Origin of the sequence: Bradyrhizobium sp. 61, from assembly GCF_023073075.1 — a bacterium.
GTDB classification, from domain to species: domain Bacteria; phylum Pseudomonadota; class Alphaproteobacteria; order Rhizobiales; family Xanthobacteraceae; genus Bradyrhizobium; species Bradyrhizobium barranii.
The window spans coordinates 108,572-126,213 of sequence record NZ_JADPIU010000056.1; the positions used below are offsets into that span (position 1 = coordinate 108,572).

Sequence of the window (17,642 nt, forward strand, 5' to 3'; positions counted from 1 at the left end):
GGGAACACGCATTCTTGGCAACTTCTATACAAACCGGCGGCAACCGGGAAAATCCATCTCAGCGAGAGGTTTAAAGGCAATATCTCAGCTGGAGCAACCCTCTTGGCATTTCCCGTATAGCCGCATGACGCTGACAGCCTCTCCGAGAACCGATCGTGCCGTTAAATGGCTATGAGACTGCCGAATCTTCGTGGGCTCGGGGGCAGCGCTTCATCGGGTAGCACGCCTGCGAAAGGCCGCTCGAGGCTAGCGCCAAGGACGGGTCAGCTGACAGACAATTCACCGGCAGCCGGCGCCACATCGCTCTGTTCGAGCGGTCCGGCACGACATCATTGTACTACTATAAGGTGCCGTTGACGCTACCGTCAACCTTGGCCTGCTCAGCCGAGCCAATTCGTTACCAGTGCGCCCCGTGCAGACCAACAAGACCTCGGTGCAGGACGTCATCAACATGCTAGGCCTCGCCAAGCGACCGAAAACGCGAATCTGCCAGGCCACAACCAGCGAATATCCGCGAGCGCGCCGAGAAGGTCATCGAGCCCTCGGGCTCGCGCTCCAAGCTGGTGTTCAAGCCGCTGCCTGCCGCAGGACACCCGCGCCAGCGCCAATCCGCTGGCACTGCACGGTGTCCTCATCACCAGCAGACCGCGCCGAACTCGGCGGGCTGCGCAATTACCTGGTCTTCAAGCGTCGCGCTCACGGCGCCAACGCCGCAAAGTTGCGGAGCGCGATCGACGGCTATGTAGAGCAGCTGAGTTCTAGGCTACGGCCGCTTTGGAAGCCGTGAAGCTCGGTCTTCGGCTAAGCAGATCGGTGACTGCTGGTAAGCTCTTACACAATTCGCGTACATCCGCTTCTCTATCAGGTAGTCGAAAAGGCTGAACACGGCGAGTAGCGCAAGCCTCACGCCCGCTACCATCGCAGCCGAACAAATCACCGCGTGCTGCACCGGCGACGTAATGGAGAACTTCTGACTAAAGCAGCCTGCTGTTTGGACCGATAAATAGCGGGTTCCGATTGAGTATGAATTCAGTGTCCGCCTGCACTCGAGGAACGTCCAAGCAGTATCTTCGTTCCGCGCGCGGAACTATCTGCAAATGGCGCAATTCCGCAGATTCGAATGAATGCTCCAAAATCGAACTAGCGCACCTCCCGATTGATGTTTGCTAGTGTGGCAACTGTCGGAATTGGCTCAACGCCCTTCACGCGCGGACAGCAACCCGTAAATTCCCCAGGAAGGCACGCCGGCGCGAGCAGGCGGGTCCCGGCTTACGCGCCGTTCAAGGCACCAGTGCATCAGCGGTAGCCGGTAGCGCGCGGGCAGAAGGCCCATCAGGCACACTCGCCGTCCTGGCCCTGCGCAACCGTGCTTCATCAGGCTGCCGCAGCGTTTCGTATTGATCTCCTGCAGCACGCTGCCTCACGTGCTGCTCAACACCCCTCTCTCGGTCGCCATGCTCACCCACGGCACCGCGATTCTCTTCCTGCTCCGGTACGTGATGCCGCGAAGCATCTTCGCGCAGCAGGCAGCTACCGACTAGCGCTTTCCCGCATTCTGCATCACGTCCGCGGTCAGCCGGACGAAATCCGCAACGAACGCCTTCACGCGCTGCTCGACGTCAGGCAGCAGCCTCCGGACGGTCGCAGGATCCGCTGATTGCGCGGCCTCTGCCATGTGATCGGCCAAGGCCGCAGAATCGCGAATACCGAAATACCGGGCGCGGCCCTCGGTCTGTTCGCGATGCACATCGAGGTCAGACAGCAGCATCGGGACACCAAACGACTTTGCCTCCTCGACGGTGGTGCTCCACCCCTCGCACTCCGACGGATTGATCAGCGCCACCGATGCGCGCAGGAGCGCGTAGACATGGTCCAGCGGAATCATTCCGAGGTGCCGAAAATTCTTCTCCAGGCCGCGCGCATCGACCTCCCGCATCATCGTGTCGAAAAGATCGGGCTCGCGGAAGTCCAGCGGGCTCCCCGACGCCGCGACCACGACGTCCAGCCCCCGGCGTTTCAACAGGCCGAGCGCATCGACGACGAGTTGATGATTTTTGTGACGCCAGAACTGGTTTGGCAGATAGAAATAGCGCGGCGGCAAGCCGTAGCTTGCGATCACCTCGGACGGATTCGTGGTCAGCAGGCCGGCCGGCGGCTCGGTCGCGAACCGGACCACGGAGACACCGTTCGACAAGCTTGGATAAAATCGTTTGAGGTCGCCGAGCGCGGTGGCACTGCTCAACATGATGTGGCGGCCGGACGCAAGCTGGACCCGAAAGCCGATATCACGCCGCCAATAGGCGCTCCTGGAGAAAAGATGCGGAAGCAGGCGGTGCTGGAAATCCGGAAACCAGGCGACCGCCGGTAACGGCAGGCGCCAGCCGAAGAAGCGCGCGGATTCGAACACCAGGTCGATCTTGCGAATCCTGAACTCGGCGACGGCGGGTCCGTCCAGGCCAAAGGCGATCGCGCGGGCGAGATCCGTCGCACGGGCAAGACCAGTCGCTGCGTGATCGAACACCGGCGAGCGCACGACCTCGACGGCGGGAATACCTGCCAGCGCCGCAATCTCCTCGGCATCATCGGCCGTTCCAGCAAACAGCACGGGCGTCACGGCGCCGGGCGCGTACCTGTTGAGCGTATCGAACAGGTTGCGTTGATAGTTGTAGCCTCCCGCCCATAGGCGGCGTGGAATGTTGGTGAATGCGATCCGCACCGGCGCCGCCTCAGGCACGGGCCTGGCCCCTGAACCATTCAACGTAGTCGGCGAGGCCCCGCTCCAGCGGAATGCGCCAATTGAAATTCATATCGCGTACGCGCCCGTTGTCGGCCAGCAGACTCGTCGGATCCCCCGGGCGCGCGACGCCGGAAAACTGCAGGGCCGTGCTGCTCCCCCAATGCCCGATCAGGCCATTGGCAATCTCGGCCACGCTCACGCCGCGCCCCGAGCCGCCATTGATCACGCCAAAATCGTTCTGCCACGGCGCTTCCGCGACGCGCGCCAGCAAGCGAACGACGTCGCGAACGTCGGTCCAGTCCCTGATCTCAGCCCCCGTCCCTCCGAGATTAAGCGTGCGCTGCTCGCTCCGCAGCCGCGAGCAGATATCCCAGAGCACCTGCTTGCGAAGGTTGGGACCGTAAACCGAGAACAATCGCACGACCATGCAGCGAACGTCGAAACTCTGGACGTAGCTGTGACACAGCTGCTCCATCATCCGCTTGTGGTGGCCGTAGGGCGACATCGGCGCCAGCGCCGCGCTTTCGGGAATCGGACCGGTGTGATCGGCACCGTAGACCGCCGCGCTCGACACCACCACCAGCCGGCTCGCGGGCGCAAAGCTTCGAAGCCATTCAAGCAGGCGCGCCGTACTGGCTACGGTCCGCGAAAAATCCTCGAACGGACGCTCTATCGACAATCCGACGGACGATCCACCGGCGAGGTGGAAGACGTGCGACGGCAGTCCGTGCGCAGCAGCGAGCGCATTCAGGTTGGCCGCGTCGACCTCGCCATTGATCCAGGTCTGCAAGCCGAGCCCCCGCGCATCGCCCGGATCGAGTGCACCATGACCGACACCATGCACCGCATGCCCGCTGCCCGCCAGCTCGCGGACGAGATGGCGGCCGATGAACCCGTTCGCGCCGGTAACCCACATCGACATCGCTAGACCTTGTGACAGACGAACGAATAGAGCCGGCCAGGCCGGTGGTCGAAGCGCTCGGCAAACGAGAGCAGGGAGGCGAACACGCGCTGCGAGGCAAACGCGGCGCGCCACAGCGGAGCAACCGGAATCTTCCGCGTCAACTTCTCGACCGCCGCGGATCGCAGCGTCTGCGCCGTATACGGGAACAGATTGATGGGGCTTTGGAGCGGCGCCAGCGTCTCGACGGCAAAGCCGGCCGATTTCAGCGCGCCGGTATAGCGGTCGAGCAGGTAGGCATGCTCGCCGCCGTAGAGGTGATGCAGCGGGTGCTGATCGAGGAATTGCTGAAGATCGCTTTCCTTGCTGATCACGTGCTCGCGCGCGGCGATCAGCATGCCGCCGGGGCGGAGCACACGAAACATCTCGCGGCAGGCACCCTCGAGATCGCGCGTGTGATGCAGCACGGCACGCGCAAACACGACATCGAACGTTCTGTCGGCGAACGGCAGGCGCTCGGAGAACTCCTCGACCACGCGGATCGGCAGCTTCGCCTGCGCCGCGAGATCGCGGATTGCCGCAGCGCCAACGATCGCGCTGCCATCGGGCTCGAGCGCGGTCACCTCAAATCCGCTCCGGGCCAGTGCATAGCTCGCAATGCCGCGACCGGCGCCGACGTCAAGTGCCGAGCCGGAGCGACCGGACAGCAACGCCGCAACAGCCTGCCATTCGGTGCCTCGAAAATAGCGCTCTGCAGCCGCAGCCAGCGGATCGTCATAGAAGGCGTCACGCACGAGCTGGCCCTGATCCGGCTGATTGCGCAGCCAGAGCACGGCTTCTTCCCACGTTCGGAATTGTCGATCACCGGTCATCCGAGCGGAGCTCCCGTGCGAGAGCCTGTCGTTCCGCCGAGTCGTTAGCATTCAGCATGCGAATGACGCGCGCCGGGTTTCCTGCAACGAGAGCATAAGGCGGAACGTCGCGCGTCACGACGGAGCACGCAGCAACGACGGCGCCCTCCCCGATCGTCACTCCCTTCAGAACAGTGACATTGAATCCGATCCACGACTTGTCGGCGACCACCACCGGTGCGGTGGGAACGTGAGTCCAGGCCTTCTGGTTGCGGGCCCAATCACGTACGTCGTTGCGTCGCAGATCCCACTCTAGACTATGCGAATCGTGATCGACGATGGTGGCGCCCCACGATACCAGCACGTCATCTCCGATTGAGACGCTGCGAAAGCAGATCAGATTGGACAGACCAATATAGGTCCGGCTGCCAATACGAATGTCAGCCCCTCCGTCCTCGAAAATGATATTGGCATGAACGATAGACTCGTCGCCAATCGTCAGCCGGTTGCCCCGAACACGACGCAGCCGCCGCCAAGCCACCGACGTTCCCCGCCCGAGCGTGACCGTGCCGGATCGCCAGCTTTTCCACCCCAGCAGGATATCCAAGCCGCGGATTGGGAGTGAAGCAGCCATCACACCAGCCTTGCCCTCGCAACATCGGTCACAGCGCGGCCGACCGCTGTTGCGCCATCACTCATGAGCGTCACGGCAAATCCACCGACGTGCATGCTTGCTCCTAGAGACGGCTCACGAGGCTTCTAAATAGAGCCCACTGCTGCTGTTTACTATACAAATCTCGGACCGCGGCTCGACCTCGTTCGGCCTTGGCCTTGATCTCAGTCCAGTTGTTTAGGGACGTCTCGATCTGGGCAAGGCAGTCGCTGCCGCCCGCATAAGTCACGATTGTCTCGGAATCCATTCCCCCAGGATAGCGCCCGGCGTCCGACACCAGCAACGCGCCACATCCCATCGCCTCAAAGCAACGCATATTGCCGCGATCGCTGCCCGACATGTCGATCGCGCCGTTCAGCACAATCTTGGCCGAGCCGAGCAGGTCATAGAGATCTCTCCCGAACACCGGCGGCTGGGCAATTTTGGCGACCGCCTCTGGACGCCGGTGCTGTCGCAGCGGCAGCAATCGTCCAATCGCGCTCTCTGCGAGCCTGGTCAGGCGCGACGCATCGAGACAAAGCACGATGTTGCGACCGCCCGCGAGACGCGCGACCTGCTCCAGCGTCCTCGCACGTGCCCGATGGTGCCTCGAGTAGCCGCCGACGAAGACGGCATCGATCGGACGTTCGCCGTGGCCATACTCGTCCATCACCGGATCATGCGCCGGAAAGAACGACTCGGCTCGGCATCCTTTGTCGCGCCACATGTCGAGAATCGACGGAAAGTTCCCAAGCACGGCGGCATAGGCCGTGAAATCGGCGTTTCCCGACGGCGCCGCGCGCCAGCACAATGCGGTTTTCACGCAACCCGGCAGCTTGGCGACGAACGCGCTCGGGTAGCGCACGGGATCGAGGTTGTAGAACACCTCGGTGGCGTGATGCTCGATCTGCGCAAGCAGGATGGCCTCGAGCGTCGGCTCGCCCGACATACCCTGCTCACGCGCCCAGCGGCGCTGCAGGACCGCGTCGTCGCCGTTGGTGAAGAAGGCCTCCGGCGATCCATCGAGCACCGGCTGCAGGAAATGCGATGCACCGAAACGATCATTTAGGAACACGTCTCGACGTTCCGCGAAACTTTGGGTGCTCATCGCGAGCTGGTTCAGCCGCGGCAGATAAGATGGGTAAAGGCCGTAATTTTGGAAAAGGCGCATCGTTCAGGCGTACCTTGCCAACATCCATTTCATGTTCAGATACGGCCAGATCCGCCCGACCGCCTCCCAGTCCCACGTCTTCGACGCTGTCAGACGGCCGACCGCTTTGCGCAAGGCAGCTTCATTCACCAGTTCGGCAAACGCCGGCACATCTTGGTCGAGCAGATCTGCCATCCAGCCGGCCAAAGGTCCGTTCAACCATTCGGGCATCGGCGAATTGAAGCCGACCTTGCGGCGCGCCGTCCTGATCGATTCCGGCATCAGATTGGCCATCGCCCGCCGGGCGACCGCCTTAGTATAGCCGTCTGCCGACTTGCTGCTCTCGGGAAGTGCCATCGTGTAGGTCACCAGGCGCCAGTCCATGAAGGGCATGCGGACTTCGATGCCGTGGGCCATCGAGAGACGATCGAAGTTGCGCAGGATGGTGGGCAGCACCGTGCTGTGAAACATGCGGTACAGCCGCCGGTTCAGGCCGCCCCATTCACGCGGCAGCACATCCTCCTCGGCGACCAGCGGAAGCAAGGCGGGAAGATCGCGCAGGCCGCCACGCAGGAAATAGACGCCCTTGCGCTTTAGGGCCAGCATGCGCAGGACATCCACGCCGCACCGCGCCAGCGACGATCGCGAAGCTAGGTCTTCCGTCGCGTTCCGGATCCGAAACCCTAGCGCCTGTCCTTCCTGCATATAGGCGCCCATCAATTCGTCGGCCCCGTGGCCGTCGAGCGACACCGTCACCTCGCTTTGCCTCAATTGCCGATAGATGAGCCACACGGCGCTGGGCAACCCGATATAGACATCGTCGAGGTCGTCGAGAATCCGGTCGAGGTCGGTCAGCGCGTCGCCCTGCCCGATTTCGAGGAAAGTGGGCTCGACCTTCGCCCAGGCCGCAGCCTCCTCGGCCATCGGCCTCTCGTCGTTCGAGGCGCCCGGGAACGTTGCGACGAAAGCATGCCGCCACGCGGTGCTATCGCGCGGCCCCATCCCGGCCCGCTCGTGCGCGGCCATGGTGCAGATCACCGCCGATGAATCGAAGCCGCCGGACAAGCAGGTTCCGATCGGCACGTCGCTGCGCATCCGCAAGGCCACGGCATCCTGGAACAGTTCGCGGAAACGATCGACACGCTCGGCTTCAGTGACCGGCACGGCCGGCAGATGGTCTACGGTCCGCCACCACCGGCGGACACTGACCTTGCCCTGGCGCAGCCACATGCAATGACCGGCCTGCAGACGGCGAACCTGCCGAAACAAGGTTCGTTCACTTCCCTCGATCCCGAAGGCGTCGAGCAACAGCCGGCGCGCCACGTCCATGTCGACGGAAGCATCGATCAGTCCGCTGCGCACCAGCGCCCGCTGCTCAGAGGCAAAAACAAATCGCTCCGGCGACATCGCATAGAGCAACGGCTTGATGCCGAAGCGATCGCGCGCGAGGAACAATTCGCGCGTGCTTGTGTCGAAGATCGCCAGGGCCCACATGCCATTGAAGCGCGGCAGCATGTCTTCCCGCCAGGCTTCCCATGCGGCCAGGATCACTTCGGTATCGGACTGGCTGCGGAAGACCGCGCCTTGCGCCTCGAGCTCGCGGCGCAGCTCGAGAAAATTGTAGATCTCGCCGTTGAAGACAATGACGTAGCGGCCGTCCGACGACAACATCGGCTGATAGCCGCCCTCGCCGGGATCGATGATCGCAAGGCGCCGGTGGCCGAATGCGAGAGTCCGGTCCGCACTGAACCAGATCCCTTCGCCGAACGGACCACGATGCGCGATCAGGCTGGTCAGCCGCGAGATGTCGGCCGGCTCGACCGCATTGCCGCGCAAATTGACGATTCCGGCGATTCCGCACATATCCTAGATGGCCTTCAGGGGCACGAAGCGACTGACAATGGCCCGCAGGTCCTGCCAGCAGGCATTTCGATACGGTCCGAGCTGCGACGCGGCAACTTCGACGACAAAGATGATCGCAGCTGTCAGCGACGAGACGACGCCCACGGACCACCAGGACGGCGCAAGCTGGAACAGTGCACGGTCGAGACCGTAGCGCAGCGCCAGCGCCGTCGCGATTCCGATGCCAAGCGGCATCAGTACGCAATGGACGACGCGCGACCAGATGCCGGGAAGATCAAAACTGCGGCGCAACAGCACGACGATGGTCGTGATCTGCGCGATCATGCCGGCGCAGGCGCTCCAGCCTGCGGCTTGCCATCCGAAGCTTGGCAGGACGATCGCACTAGTGACGAGGGTGACGACACCGGTAACCAGCGCGATGAGCGCGTTGGAGCGCGAGCGTGCCTGCGCCAGCAGATAAAAGCCGAACACGTTCGCACTGGATCCGAGGATGCCGGCAATCGCCAATACGACGAGCACCCGCGCAGCCTCGGCCGCGACCTCGGCACCGGTCCAGACATGCAGCAGCGGACCGGCCACGGGGATCAATGCGCCAAGGGCACTTGCGGCCAGGACGTTCAGAATCCACGACGATCGGAACAGTAGATCGACCTTGCGATCCTCGCTCTCCTTCTGCAACGTGCTGAAGAACGGAAACAGGATCTCCCCGACCTTGAGGATGCCGATATAGGTCGCCTCCTGCAGACGCTGCGCAACACCGTAGAAGCCGACGAATTGCGGTTGCAGCAGCGCGCCAAGCAAATATCGATCGGCCTGCCCCGCAAGCAGCGCACCACCCTGCGCGGCGACTTGCCAACCGCCCAGCCGAACCAATTTGCCGAGCGCCTCGCGGTGCAGCGCGGGCGGAGCGAGCCATTGGCCCATGCCACGGGACCAGACCAGAGCCATCAGCAGACCGGTTGCAAACCCGAGCGCCTGACAGCCGAGAAAAGTCGAGGCATGTGGCGCGGCGGGGATGAGCAGCAGCATCGAAAGCGTCGAGATCAATGTGCTGACAATGCCGATCGAGGCAATCCGGCGATAGTCCTGCCGCGCGGTGAACAACGACACGAAGACCGCCGACACGCATTGGCACAACCAGCCCGCACTGGCCAATGCGAAGGCCAGTCCAAGATCGTCGGCCGCGGGACCTGCCAGATGAAAGCCGAGACGCGCCAGCGGGGCTCCGGCAACCCAAAAGAAAATGGTGATCAGGCCGCCAGCAGCAGTCGCGACCGCGATCGCCGTTGCAAACAGGCGCCGCGCATCATCGCGGTCGGATGGCTCCAGTCGCAGCGCAAGCTCTCGCGCCGTCGACAGTCCGAGTGCGTTGCTGAACACGAGCGCGGGCGCAACGCAGGCGGTCACAAGACCCGCGACACCGAACGCGGCGAGACCGAGGCGAGCGATCACGAAGGGCAGGATGGCCAGGTTCAGCACCACGGCCACGACGAAGGCCACCGCATTCCACGCCGAATTCCCCAGCAGATCGGGCGGTCTTTTCTTTAACGCCATGCCAGCCACCCGGCCTTCACCCCGCAACGCCTTCGCTACCGCGCCGATCAGGGCTCCCCCTGGGTATCGCGAAACCGGGCTAGCAGCCAGCACGCGGAATGTCGATAGGTTCGCAGAACGGCAGCCGCCCGGCGGCGCGGGGCAGATTCGATTGCCCTTTCAGGCCTATCGGGCGTGTGGTTCGATCCGGGAAAGGCGCGGTTCAGAGGCCGTCCGACTCGCCGTTTTTCGGCGTCGAGCGGGGCGTGAACGGGGCAAATGACGGTCCGTTCGTGGTCGGGACGATCATCTTGCTCTCCGCACCCGCGGAATTGGTCGTCGCGGGGGCGGAGGGCCCGCATCCGGCCGTTACAGCCCCAGCACCTCGCTGCGCTCGCCGAGCTTGAGCGTCACCTCGCGCGGCTCGACCGCGGTCAGCGACCGGCCACCGAGCGATTCGCCTTGCCGCAATCGCACGACCTTCTGGTCGATCCGATTGAGGAAGATCGCGATTGTGTCGCCCTCGCCGACCACGGCGCCGACCAGCAGCAATGGCGGCGGCGCCTCGACCGGCACGGGCGGTGGAGGCGGCTGCGCCTCTTCCACCGGAGCCGCGGCCGCGGCGCGGGGCGGCGGCCGGCGCGACGCCGAGAAGATCGGGCGCTCCTGGGTGACGGTCAGCGCCGAGAACGGCACCGACCACAGCGGATTGCCGCGGGGGATCGGCTTGCTCGCAGTCTGCGACGGCCGCGCGATCGGCCTCATGGTGCCGACATCAAGGCTTTCGGCGGCGCTGGGCGCGGCATCGCCGGACAGGATGTCCATGCGTGACCAAGTGGCAGCCGCGGTCTCGGCAATGCCCAGGATCATGCTCAAAATCCAACATGACGCGGCAGCCGCGCCCAAGATGACCAATCCCGTCGGTTTCAGCCCCCGGACATCTTAATTCCCTTGCGAATGGTTGCCACGCCAGCACGCGGCAAGCCTCGCCCACCAGACTAGTTACGATGCGCCCCCGCCATCAAACCGGGACCGGTTTGATCCCAAGCCCGACTGCTGTCCATCAGCTTCCTGCCATGTTGCAACGTGTGAGAGTGTTGCCCAACGGCCACGATCATTGAAATTGCACGCGGAACAGTTGGGAACCCGGCGCAAATAAGCCTTGCTGCCATCGGCCGTATAGATCTGCGCCTTGATGCTGCTGCCGCTGCTGTCGCCGCCGGTCTGGCTGAAATCGTACCAGGTCACGACAAAGCCGCCATTGGGCAGCGCCGAGATGGTTGGCTTGAGCTGGTCGGAGGCCGTCGCGGTGTTGACCAGGAATTCGCTGCTGACCTTGCTGCCATCAGCCGCAAACATCTGCGCCTTGACGCTGGTCGCTTCGTCATCGCCGAGCGTTCCGCTCAGATCTTCCCAGGTCACCACAAACCCGCCATTGGCCAGCCCCGTGATGGTTGCGTTGTCCTGGCTGCCGCCGGTTTTCGAGTTTTTTGAGCGGCCGCCGAGAGCCAGGGAGGCCGAGGCGTCAGACGGTCGATGCTCGCGGCTTGGCGCCCATTCCGGGCCTGGGCGATCTCTCTGCGCGTCATCTTGGTGGTCACGGCGTCGCGGAGCGTTGCCGGAGGCGGAATGGCCGTTGCCGAGATTGGCCAGTTGAACCGACGAGAACAGTGACGACGCGCCGGGATTGAGATTGATGCCCAGGTTCGTCGTGTAGTTGGACAGATCGTAGGTATCGACGCCACCGCCGTCCCAGACCGTCTCGTAGATGCGGTTGGCCGAGCCGCCAGCGCCGCCGCCCGGCGCGAGCTGCCCGACCCCGTTGATAATCTCCTGCCCAGTCGTCGGGCTCCAAGCATAGACCATGTTGCTGCTCTGCGTGGTGTAGTTCGCGCCGTACATTGCCTGGAGTGCAAGGATATCGTTGGCCATGTAGGTCTGCGGATACCCGTAGGCCTCGTTGGTATAGCCGCTTGTCGTCGATGCACCGACATAGCTGCGATAGCTCATGACGGTATATTCGCTGTCGTCGTGGCCGCTCGGCACCGCAACATTGGCGGGGCCGCCAGCCTCCTGGCTGTGCTTGAGCCCGAGGGCGTGGCCGAGTTCGTGCAGCGCGGTCGTGAAATAGTAGTTGCCGAGCTTGGCCAGCGAGTAATTGTATTGGGTCCCGAACTACACGTCGCCGCCCGACGCATAATTACCGGGGTAGTAGGCGTAGGAGGTCGGATTGGCTGAGGGCGATTGCGCGATCATGATGTCGGCGCCGTTGGTCCCTGCGTACTGGATGCTGGTGTTGGTGTAGCCGAGGATCAACCCGATCGCGTAGTTGATCGCGGTCTGCATCTGCGCCGGGGCAGAGGCAAAGCCTGAGTTCGTCGGCTCGCCGTCGCCGCCCGTGTATGGATTCGCTTAGTCGCCAGGCACGTCCGGAAAGCTGTAGGTGATCGCGTCGGACCATTTGGAGCCCGACAGCAGGCCGTCGATCTCGGCGTTGTTGGTGGCACTAACGGTGTCAGAGGTGGCCAATGTACTCTCCGGGGTGACGCGTCGCGCGTCATTCCGGGCACTGGCGGCTGATTCTAGCTCCGGGGGTAAACGTTTGTCTTAAGCTTGTGTCCGTGCCTGGCCCCCTTCCGTAAGGCTGCACTGGCCATCAAATTCCGTAGTCATACGGTGCCGAAGACAGATTGCGGGTTCCGCCTGAGACTATGTTTTGTAAGGGAAGTGATGAAACTCGGCCCATTGTCAGCCGGACTGATCGGTGCCCTGGCGGTGCTCGCCGGGCCGGATCGTCTGCCCATCGGAGAACAGCCTGTCATGGTCGGGAAAGCCAAGGCGGACGACAGCGCCAAGGACAAGGCGGGAGGCACCCCCTCCATGCCCATGGGCCGCGATCCCTCCGCGGCGGTGGCGGAGGAATACGAAGCCGCCCGCCGGAAGGGAACGCGGGAGGCGCTCGAGCTCTTCCTTGCGCGGCACGGTGATGATCCGCAGTCCGAGCAAGCGCGCGCCGAGCTGAAGCGCCTGTCGCGCTGACCCCTTCGTGCAGCGCAGCAAGCCGCGTCAGGCATTGCATTTCGACAGGCGGCATCCGCGCAGGCCCAGACTTGTCGCATGATGTTTCAGCACTATGGTATCCCCGCAATCTGTCCTGGAGCCTCTCAAGATGCCCTTTCCGCATGCCTCGGAAGCCCTGTCGCGCTTCACCGTGCTCGATCTGACCCGTGTCCGGTCCGGACCCACCTGCGTGCGGCAGCTTTCGGACTGGGGCGCCAACGTCGTCAAGATCGACGCGCTGACCGAGGATGCCGGCGGCGAGCAGCCCGGCGGGCCGCGGCGGGGTTCCGACTTCCAGAATTTGCACCGCAACAAGCGGGCGATGACGCTGAATTTGAAGGATGAGCGCGGGCTCGCCGTGTTCAAGCGCTTGGCCGCCAAGGCCGATGTCGTGGTCGAGAATTTCCGTCCCGACGTGAAGAAGAAGCTCAACATCGACTATGAGACCCTGCGCGAGATCAATCCGCGTATCGTCTATGGCAGCATCTCCGGCTTCGGCCAGGACGGGCCCTACCACAAGCGCCCCGGCTTCGATCAGATCGCCCAGGGCATGGGTGGGCTGATGTCGATCACGGGCGCGCCGGGCGAAGGGCCGATGAGGGTCGGCATTCCCGTCGCCGACCTCACGGCCGGCTTGTTCTGCGCCATGGGCATCCTCACCGCGCTGCTCGAGCGCGAGGTGTCCGGCAAGGGCCAGTGGGTGCAGACCTCGCTGCTGCAAGCGCAGATTTTCATGCTCGACTTCCAGGCCGCGCGCTGGCTGATGGAGAAGGAAGTCGCCAAGCAGGCCGGCAACAACCATCCGACCAGCATCCCGACCGGCGTGTTCAAGACCTCGGACGGTTACATCAACATCGCCACCACGGGCGGACGGATCTGGGAGCGTTGCGCGCAGGCGATCGGCGCGCCGGAGCTCTACAGTGATCCCGACTATGCGACCGCGCCGGCCCGCTCCAAGAATCGCGACGCGCTCAACGCCAAGATCGAGGAGCGCACGGTCACGAAGTCGACCGAGACCTGGGTCCGCGAGTTCAACGATGCCGGCGTGCCCTGCGGACCAATCTACGCCATCGACCAGATGTTCGAGGACGCGCAGGTCAAACATCTCGGCATCGCGCAGGACGTGCCGAACGACGAGGACCGCCACATCCGCCTGGTCGGCCAACCCGTCACGCTGTCGCGCACGCCGAGCAAGATGGTGGCGCGGCCGCCGGAATTCGGCGAGCACACCGACGAGGTCTTGAAGGAGTTCGGCCTCAGTTCAGACGAGATCGCGACGCTCCGGAACGCCAAGGTGGTGTGAAGAACGGCTGCGTCTCAACAGCCGGCGTTTCGCATCCGGATCGCCGCGGTGATCACCATCGACCGCGCATTGACGGCTTACGCAACCATCTAGATCTCGCGCAAACGCTCGAAGCGCGTGCCGACATAGCGGCCGGCAGCATCGACGACACGACAAGCTCTCCGCCGTCATGGTAGAGCAGCACGACCTTTGGCTCCGCCTCGAACTGTCCGGTCGGTGGGTCGCCCGGCGCGCCCTGCGAGGCATAGAAGGGCTGCGATCTCGCCACCTCGTGGGTGAACTGGTTGGGCGGCGGCGAGATCAGGCAGTCCGACGGGATCAGTGACGAATCTGGAAGCACGATCGCTTTCGGTCGTTTCATGCCCTCCATGATCCTGTATCGCTGAATTCCCGAGGAGCCTTGCTTGGCAAAGCGTTGGCCTTAGGTGCCAATGCTCTCCTCGGGCAACGTGATCGGAATCCGCGGGAGCACGATGCCTCTTGACTTTTTAGCATGCGCGGCAACGAGCCCCGCCTCAGCCATCTGGAGATGATCAGGCAGCTGATACGGCTGGGCAGCGTCCATGTTCACCTCATAGCCGAGATCCTGCAAGCTTCGTCACCCGGCTCATCGGATTGCCGCCCTGATTGACGAAGCCGGTCATCAGCTCTGCGCCGAACACGGTGTCGCGCCAATGCGAGTCCACCGTCCCCTCCCCGCCCGTGTTTTCAACGGGAACAGGCAGCGACCCCGCGCTCCGGCATTCTGCGGGCGCAAGCGGTTCGGTCCCGCCTGACCGAGAATCCTCCCCGGGCCGTAAATGTCGGTGCCTTGCGCCGTGATACGCCGATTGTTGAACCTCTCGCCGCCGACAATGACATCAGGCAGATCGCCAACGATCGCGTGTGTCCAGCGGTCTGCAGCAAGCTTGAAGGCGGCCTTCTGCTTAGGCGTCAGCCCGCCCAGGAATCGAACTTCGTCGTGTAGCCTCCGGCAACGACAGCGGCGGCCGCGTGTGAAATCTCCTTGCCCTTCCGGGCCCGATAATGCTCAACAGCCATGACGTCCTCCAAAAAAGAACAGATCAACAAAATCTAAGATTGTATTTTGGTGCTGATTAGCGTCGCTGACAAGCGCGGGAAGCGTCACGGGCTCTGACCGTTTCACGATGAAATACCGAAAGTGCGGCGTCAGCGCCGGGCTTTCGACTCATCGTCACCGCGATCAGGAGGACCACCGCAGATGCTGAGCTCCAGATCAGGGATGCGCTCAGTGAATTTTCGCCAACTTCGCTCTCACGATGTCGAACGAGGTCGGTTGCTGCTAACCGCGTGAGCTTCGCTCAGGGGCCTAATCGAGTCGGATCAATGCAACGACGACCTGCATCGTGCCAGCGTGAAGGAAATCGCAAGCACCAAAAGCCCCGGCGAGCCGGGCTTTGGCATCTCACGTCATCGCTGAGCCGCTGCGATCATCGTTCTTACTGCAACCCAGACGGATTGGTTGTGCTGCCGATTGGCGTGATCGTTCCGCCTGCACCGTTATCCGAGAAGCGATTGTTCGAATACGAGTTGACCGTGCCCGACACGCCAGCGGTATTGAACGAACGGTCATTGTTGGACGGGTTGACCGTTCTTGCTTGATGCCGATCGCGTTGAAGGAAATCCTCATGGCGTCAATGTTAATGCCGCCGCCCGAGATGGCAATACCGGCAACCGAGTTGCTCGACACGACCGAATTGCTGAGAACGGCGGCGCCGCCACCGACGCCGACACCGTTGGCTGCATTGATCAACCTGACATTGCTGAGCGTCGCCCTGATCAAGCCCGCCGCCGCGCTTGCAATCGCAGACCGCTGCCTCCCATATCGCGAATCGTAATGTTCACGACATCCCTGTGCCGGGCTAGGCGAAATTGCCGTTGATCAGGCAGTCCTCGACGTAGACGAAGCTCCCCTCGCGAGCGGTGATAGTCATGTAATGCACTATTCCCAACATCGCGATCGATTCAAGGGCGAAACTGCACCCAGCGACATGGGCTTCGAACTTTATCGGACTTACGCGACACCTATACTGATGGCGTTTCCAATCCGCTTGGCTCACACGGCAGGCTTCGCCTGCCGCGGCCACCCGACGCAGCGCAGCAAGCGGTCGATCACAGGCCAAAACAACAGCACAATCGCCAAGGTTGTGATCGAGCCAACCAGGCCGTTCGACCAAAACACCTTGAGGTTGCCGCCGGCCCCGATCATCGACAGGCGGAAGGCATCCTCGGCGCGGTTGCCGAGCACGAGCGCGAGGGTGAACGGCGCGAGCGGGATGCCGATCTTCTTGAAAACGTAGCCGACGACGCCGAAGCCCAGCATCAGCCAGATGTCGAACATCGCGTTCTGGATCGCAAAGGCGCCGATCGCGCAGGACACCACGATCATCGGCGCCACCGCGGCGAATGGCACCCGCAGGATCGAGGCGAAGATCGGCACCGTCGTCAGCACCAGCACGAGGCCGACGACATTGCCGAGATACATCGAGGCGATTAGACCCCAGACGAAATCCTTGTGCTCCACGAACAGCAGCGGACCCGGATTGAGTCCCCACACCATCAACCCGCCGAGCAGGATCGCGGCCGTGCCGGAACCGGGAATGCCGAGCGCCAGCATCGGCAGCAGCGCCGAGGTGCCGGAGGCATGCGCCGCGGTCTCCGGCGCGAACACGCCCTCGATGCGGCCCTTGCCAAAGCTCTCGGGATCCTTGGCAAAGCGCTTTGCGAGGTTGTAACCCATGAAGGAGGCCGCGATCGCGCCGCCCGGGGTGATGCCGAGCCAGCACCCGATGAAGGAGGAACGCAGCAGCGTCACCCAGTATTTCGGCAGGTCCTTCCAGACGCTGAGCACGACGCGGAGCGAAATGCTCGCGGCGTGTCCACGCAGCGCCAGCCGCTCCTCCATCGTCAGCAGGATCTCGCTGATGCCGAACAGGCCGATGACTGCAACGAGGAAGTTGATGCCGCGCAAGAGCTCGGCCGAGCCGAAGGTCATGCGCAGATTGCCCGACACCGTGTCCATGCCGACGCCCGCGAGCAGAAGACCGAGCGACATTGAGATGACCGTCTTGTGCTTGGCCTCGCGCCCCAATCCGACGAAGGAGCAGAAGGTCAGCAGATAGACAGCGAAGAACTCGGGCGGGCCGAACTTCAACGCAAAGGAGGAGATCATCGGCGCGAGGAAGGTGATCAGCAGCACCGCGACCAGCGAGCCGATGAAGGAGGACGTGAACGCCGCGGTCAGCGCCTCCGCCGCCCTGCCCTGCTGCGCCATCGGATAGCCGTCGAACGTGGTCGCGACCGACCACGCCTCGCCGGGGATGTTGAACAGGATAGAGGTGATGGCGCCGCCGAACAGCGCGCCCCAGTAGATGCAGGACAGCATCACGATCGCCGAGGTCGGATCCATCGTGAAGGTGAGCGGCAACAGGATCGCAACGCCGTTGGGACCGCCGAGCCCGGGCAGCACGCCGACGAAGATGCCGAGCACCAGCCCGAACATCATCAGCACGAGCGTCTTCCACGTCAGCAGGACGGCGAAGCCATGAAGCAAGAGACCGAAAGCTTCCAT

At 63.3% G+C, this 17,642-nt stretch carries 16 protein-coding genes and 1 pseudogene; 5 read left to right on the forward strand and 12 right to left on the reverse strand.

Annotated features, from left to right (window positions below):
* Nucleotides 1-371: 371 nt before the first annotated feature.
* Together IVB46_RS20230 and IVB46_RS20235 are read left to right on the forward strand one after the other, a co-directional pair.
* A pseudogene (locus tag IVB46_RS20230) lies at nucleotides 372-508 on the forward strand (SDR family NAD-dependent epimerase/dehydratase); the annotation flags it as partial.
* A gap of 889 nt (nucleotides 509-1,397) precedes the next feature.
* Nucleotides 1,398-1,541: a hypothetical protein gene (locus IVB46_RS20235; protein WP_244436787.1), complete on the forward strand. Its 144-nt coding sequence runs from the start codon at nucleotides 1,398-1,400 to the stop codon at nucleotides 1,539-1,541.
* Here IVB46_RS20235 and IVB46_RS45105 read toward each other — a convergent pair.
* The 10 genes from IVB46_RS45105 to IVB46_RS45115 all read right to left on the reverse strand — a co-directional run bounded on the left by IVB46_RS45105 (nucleotide 1,538) and on the right by IVB46_RS45115 (nucleotide 12,033).
* Entirely contained in the window at nucleotides 1,538-2,734 is a 1,197-nt protein-coding gene (locus tag IVB46_RS45105; RefSeq protein ID WP_063982147.1) for a glycosyltransferase family 1 protein, read from the reverse strand. The two genes, IVB46_RS20235 and IVB46_RS45105, sit on opposite strands and share 4 nt — an antisense overlap.
* Complete coding sequence (locus tag IVB46_RS20245; protein ID WP_247309718.1) at nucleotides 2,727-3,659, reverse strand: SDR family oxidoreductase; 933 nt, start codon at nucleotides 3,657-3,659, stop codon at nucleotides 2,727-2,729. Before IVB46_RS20245 ends, IVB46_RS45105 begins: the two co-directional genes overlap by 8 nt.
* Nucleotides 3,660-3,661: 2 nt before the next feature.
* Complete coding sequence (locus IVB46_RS20250) at nucleotides 3,662-4,510, reverse strand: class I SAM-dependent methyltransferase (protein ID WP_063982146.1); 849 nt, start codon at nucleotides 4,508-4,510, stop codon at nucleotides 3,662-3,664.
* Nucleotides 4,500-5,123, reverse strand: a complete 624-nt coding sequence (locus tag IVB46_RS44905) for an acyltransferase (protein WP_063712108.1) — start codon at nucleotides 5,121-5,123, stop codon at nucleotides 4,500-4,502. Before IVB46_RS44905 ends, IVB46_RS20250 begins: the two co-directional genes overlap by 11 nt.
* 103 nt (nucleotides 5,124-5,226) lie before the next feature.
* The gene (locus IVB46_RS20260; protein WP_247343339.1) at nucleotides 5,227-6,090 is read right to left on the reverse strand and encodes a glycosyltransferase; all 864 of its coding nucleotides are present in this window, start codon (nucleotides 6,088-6,090) and stop codon (nucleotides 5,227-5,229) included.
* A 225-nt stretch (nucleotides 6,091-6,315) separates the two neighbouring features.
* On the reverse strand, nucleotides 6,316-8,154 hold the full coding sequence (gene asnB, locus IVB46_RS20265) for an asparagine synthase (glutamine-hydrolyzing) (protein ID WP_063982144.1): 1,839 nt from the start codon (nucleotides 8,152-8,154) through the stop codon (nucleotides 6,316-6,318).
* A 3-nt stretch (nucleotides 8,155-8,157) separates the two neighbouring features.
* A complete protein-coding gene (locus tag IVB46_RS20270) occupies nucleotides 8,158-9,708 on the reverse strand; it encodes an oligosaccharide flippase family protein (RefSeq protein ID WP_245328605.1) in 1,551 nt (516 codons plus the stop codon).
* A gap of 348 nt (nucleotides 9,709-10,056) precedes the next feature.
* Nucleotides 10,057-10,557, reverse strand: a complete 501-nt coding sequence (locus IVB46_RS20275; RefSeq protein ID WP_247309714.1) for a hypothetical protein — start codon at nucleotides 10,555-10,557, stop codon at nucleotides 10,057-10,059.
* Between the two features lie 132 nt (nucleotides 10,558-10,689).
* Nucleotides 10,690-11,838, reverse strand: a complete 1,149-nt coding sequence (locus IVB46_RS45110) for a M10 family metallopeptidase (RefSeq protein WP_346016137.1) — start codon at nucleotides 11,836-11,838, stop codon at nucleotides 10,690-10,692.
* Between the two features lie 24 nt (nucleotides 11,839-11,862).
* Complete coding sequence (locus tag IVB46_RS45115) at nucleotides 11,863-12,033, reverse strand: hypothetical protein (RefSeq protein ID WP_321576380.1); 171 nt, start codon at nucleotides 12,031-12,033, stop codon at nucleotides 11,863-11,865.
* Nucleotides 12,034-12,417: 384 nt separating this feature from the next.
* On the opposite strand from IVB46_RS45115, the gene IVB46_RS20285 reads away from it, so the two are divergent.
* Both IVB46_RS20285 and IVB46_RS20290 read left to right on the forward strand, forming a co-directional pair.
* Nucleotides 12,418-12,726 (forward strand): hypothetical protein, encoded by a 309-nt coding sequence (locus tag IVB46_RS20285; RefSeq protein WP_038957490.1) that lies wholly within the window; start codon nucleotides 12,418-12,420, stop codon nucleotides 12,724-12,726.
* A 130-nt stretch (nucleotides 12,727-12,856) separates the two neighbouring features.
* Nucleotides 12,857-14,050, forward strand: coding sequence for a CoA transferase (locus tag IVB46_RS20290; RefSeq protein ID WP_208087804.1), 1,194 nt, complete (start codon nucleotides 12,857-12,859; stop codon nucleotides 14,048-14,050).
* 52 nt (nucleotides 14,051-14,102) lie between these two features.
* Here the strand turns inward: IVB46_RS20290 and IVB46_RS20295 are convergent, their stop codons facing one another.
* Nucleotides 14,103-14,411, reverse strand: coding sequence for a hypothetical protein (locus IVB46_RS20295; protein WP_225048943.1), 309 nt, complete (start codon nucleotides 14,409-14,411; stop codon nucleotides 14,103-14,105).
* A gap of 1,261 nt (nucleotides 14,412-15,672) precedes the next feature.
* Here IVB46_RS20295 and IVB46_RS20300 point away from each other — a divergent pair.
* Complete coding sequence (locus IVB46_RS20300) at nucleotides 15,673-15,909, forward strand: hypothetical protein (RefSeq protein WP_208087805.1); 237 nt, start codon at nucleotides 15,673-15,675, stop codon at nucleotides 15,907-15,909.
* 218 nt (nucleotides 15,910-16,127) lie between these two features.
* Here the strand turns inward: IVB46_RS20300 and IVB46_RS20305 are convergent, their stop codons facing one another.
* Nucleotides 16,128-17,642 carry a tripartite tricarboxylate transporter permease gene (locus IVB46_RS20305; protein WP_038957487.1) on the reverse strand — a complete coding sequence of 505 codons (1,515 nt, stop codon included), beginning with the start codon at nucleotides 17,640-17,642 and terminating at the stop codon, nucleotides 16,128-16,130.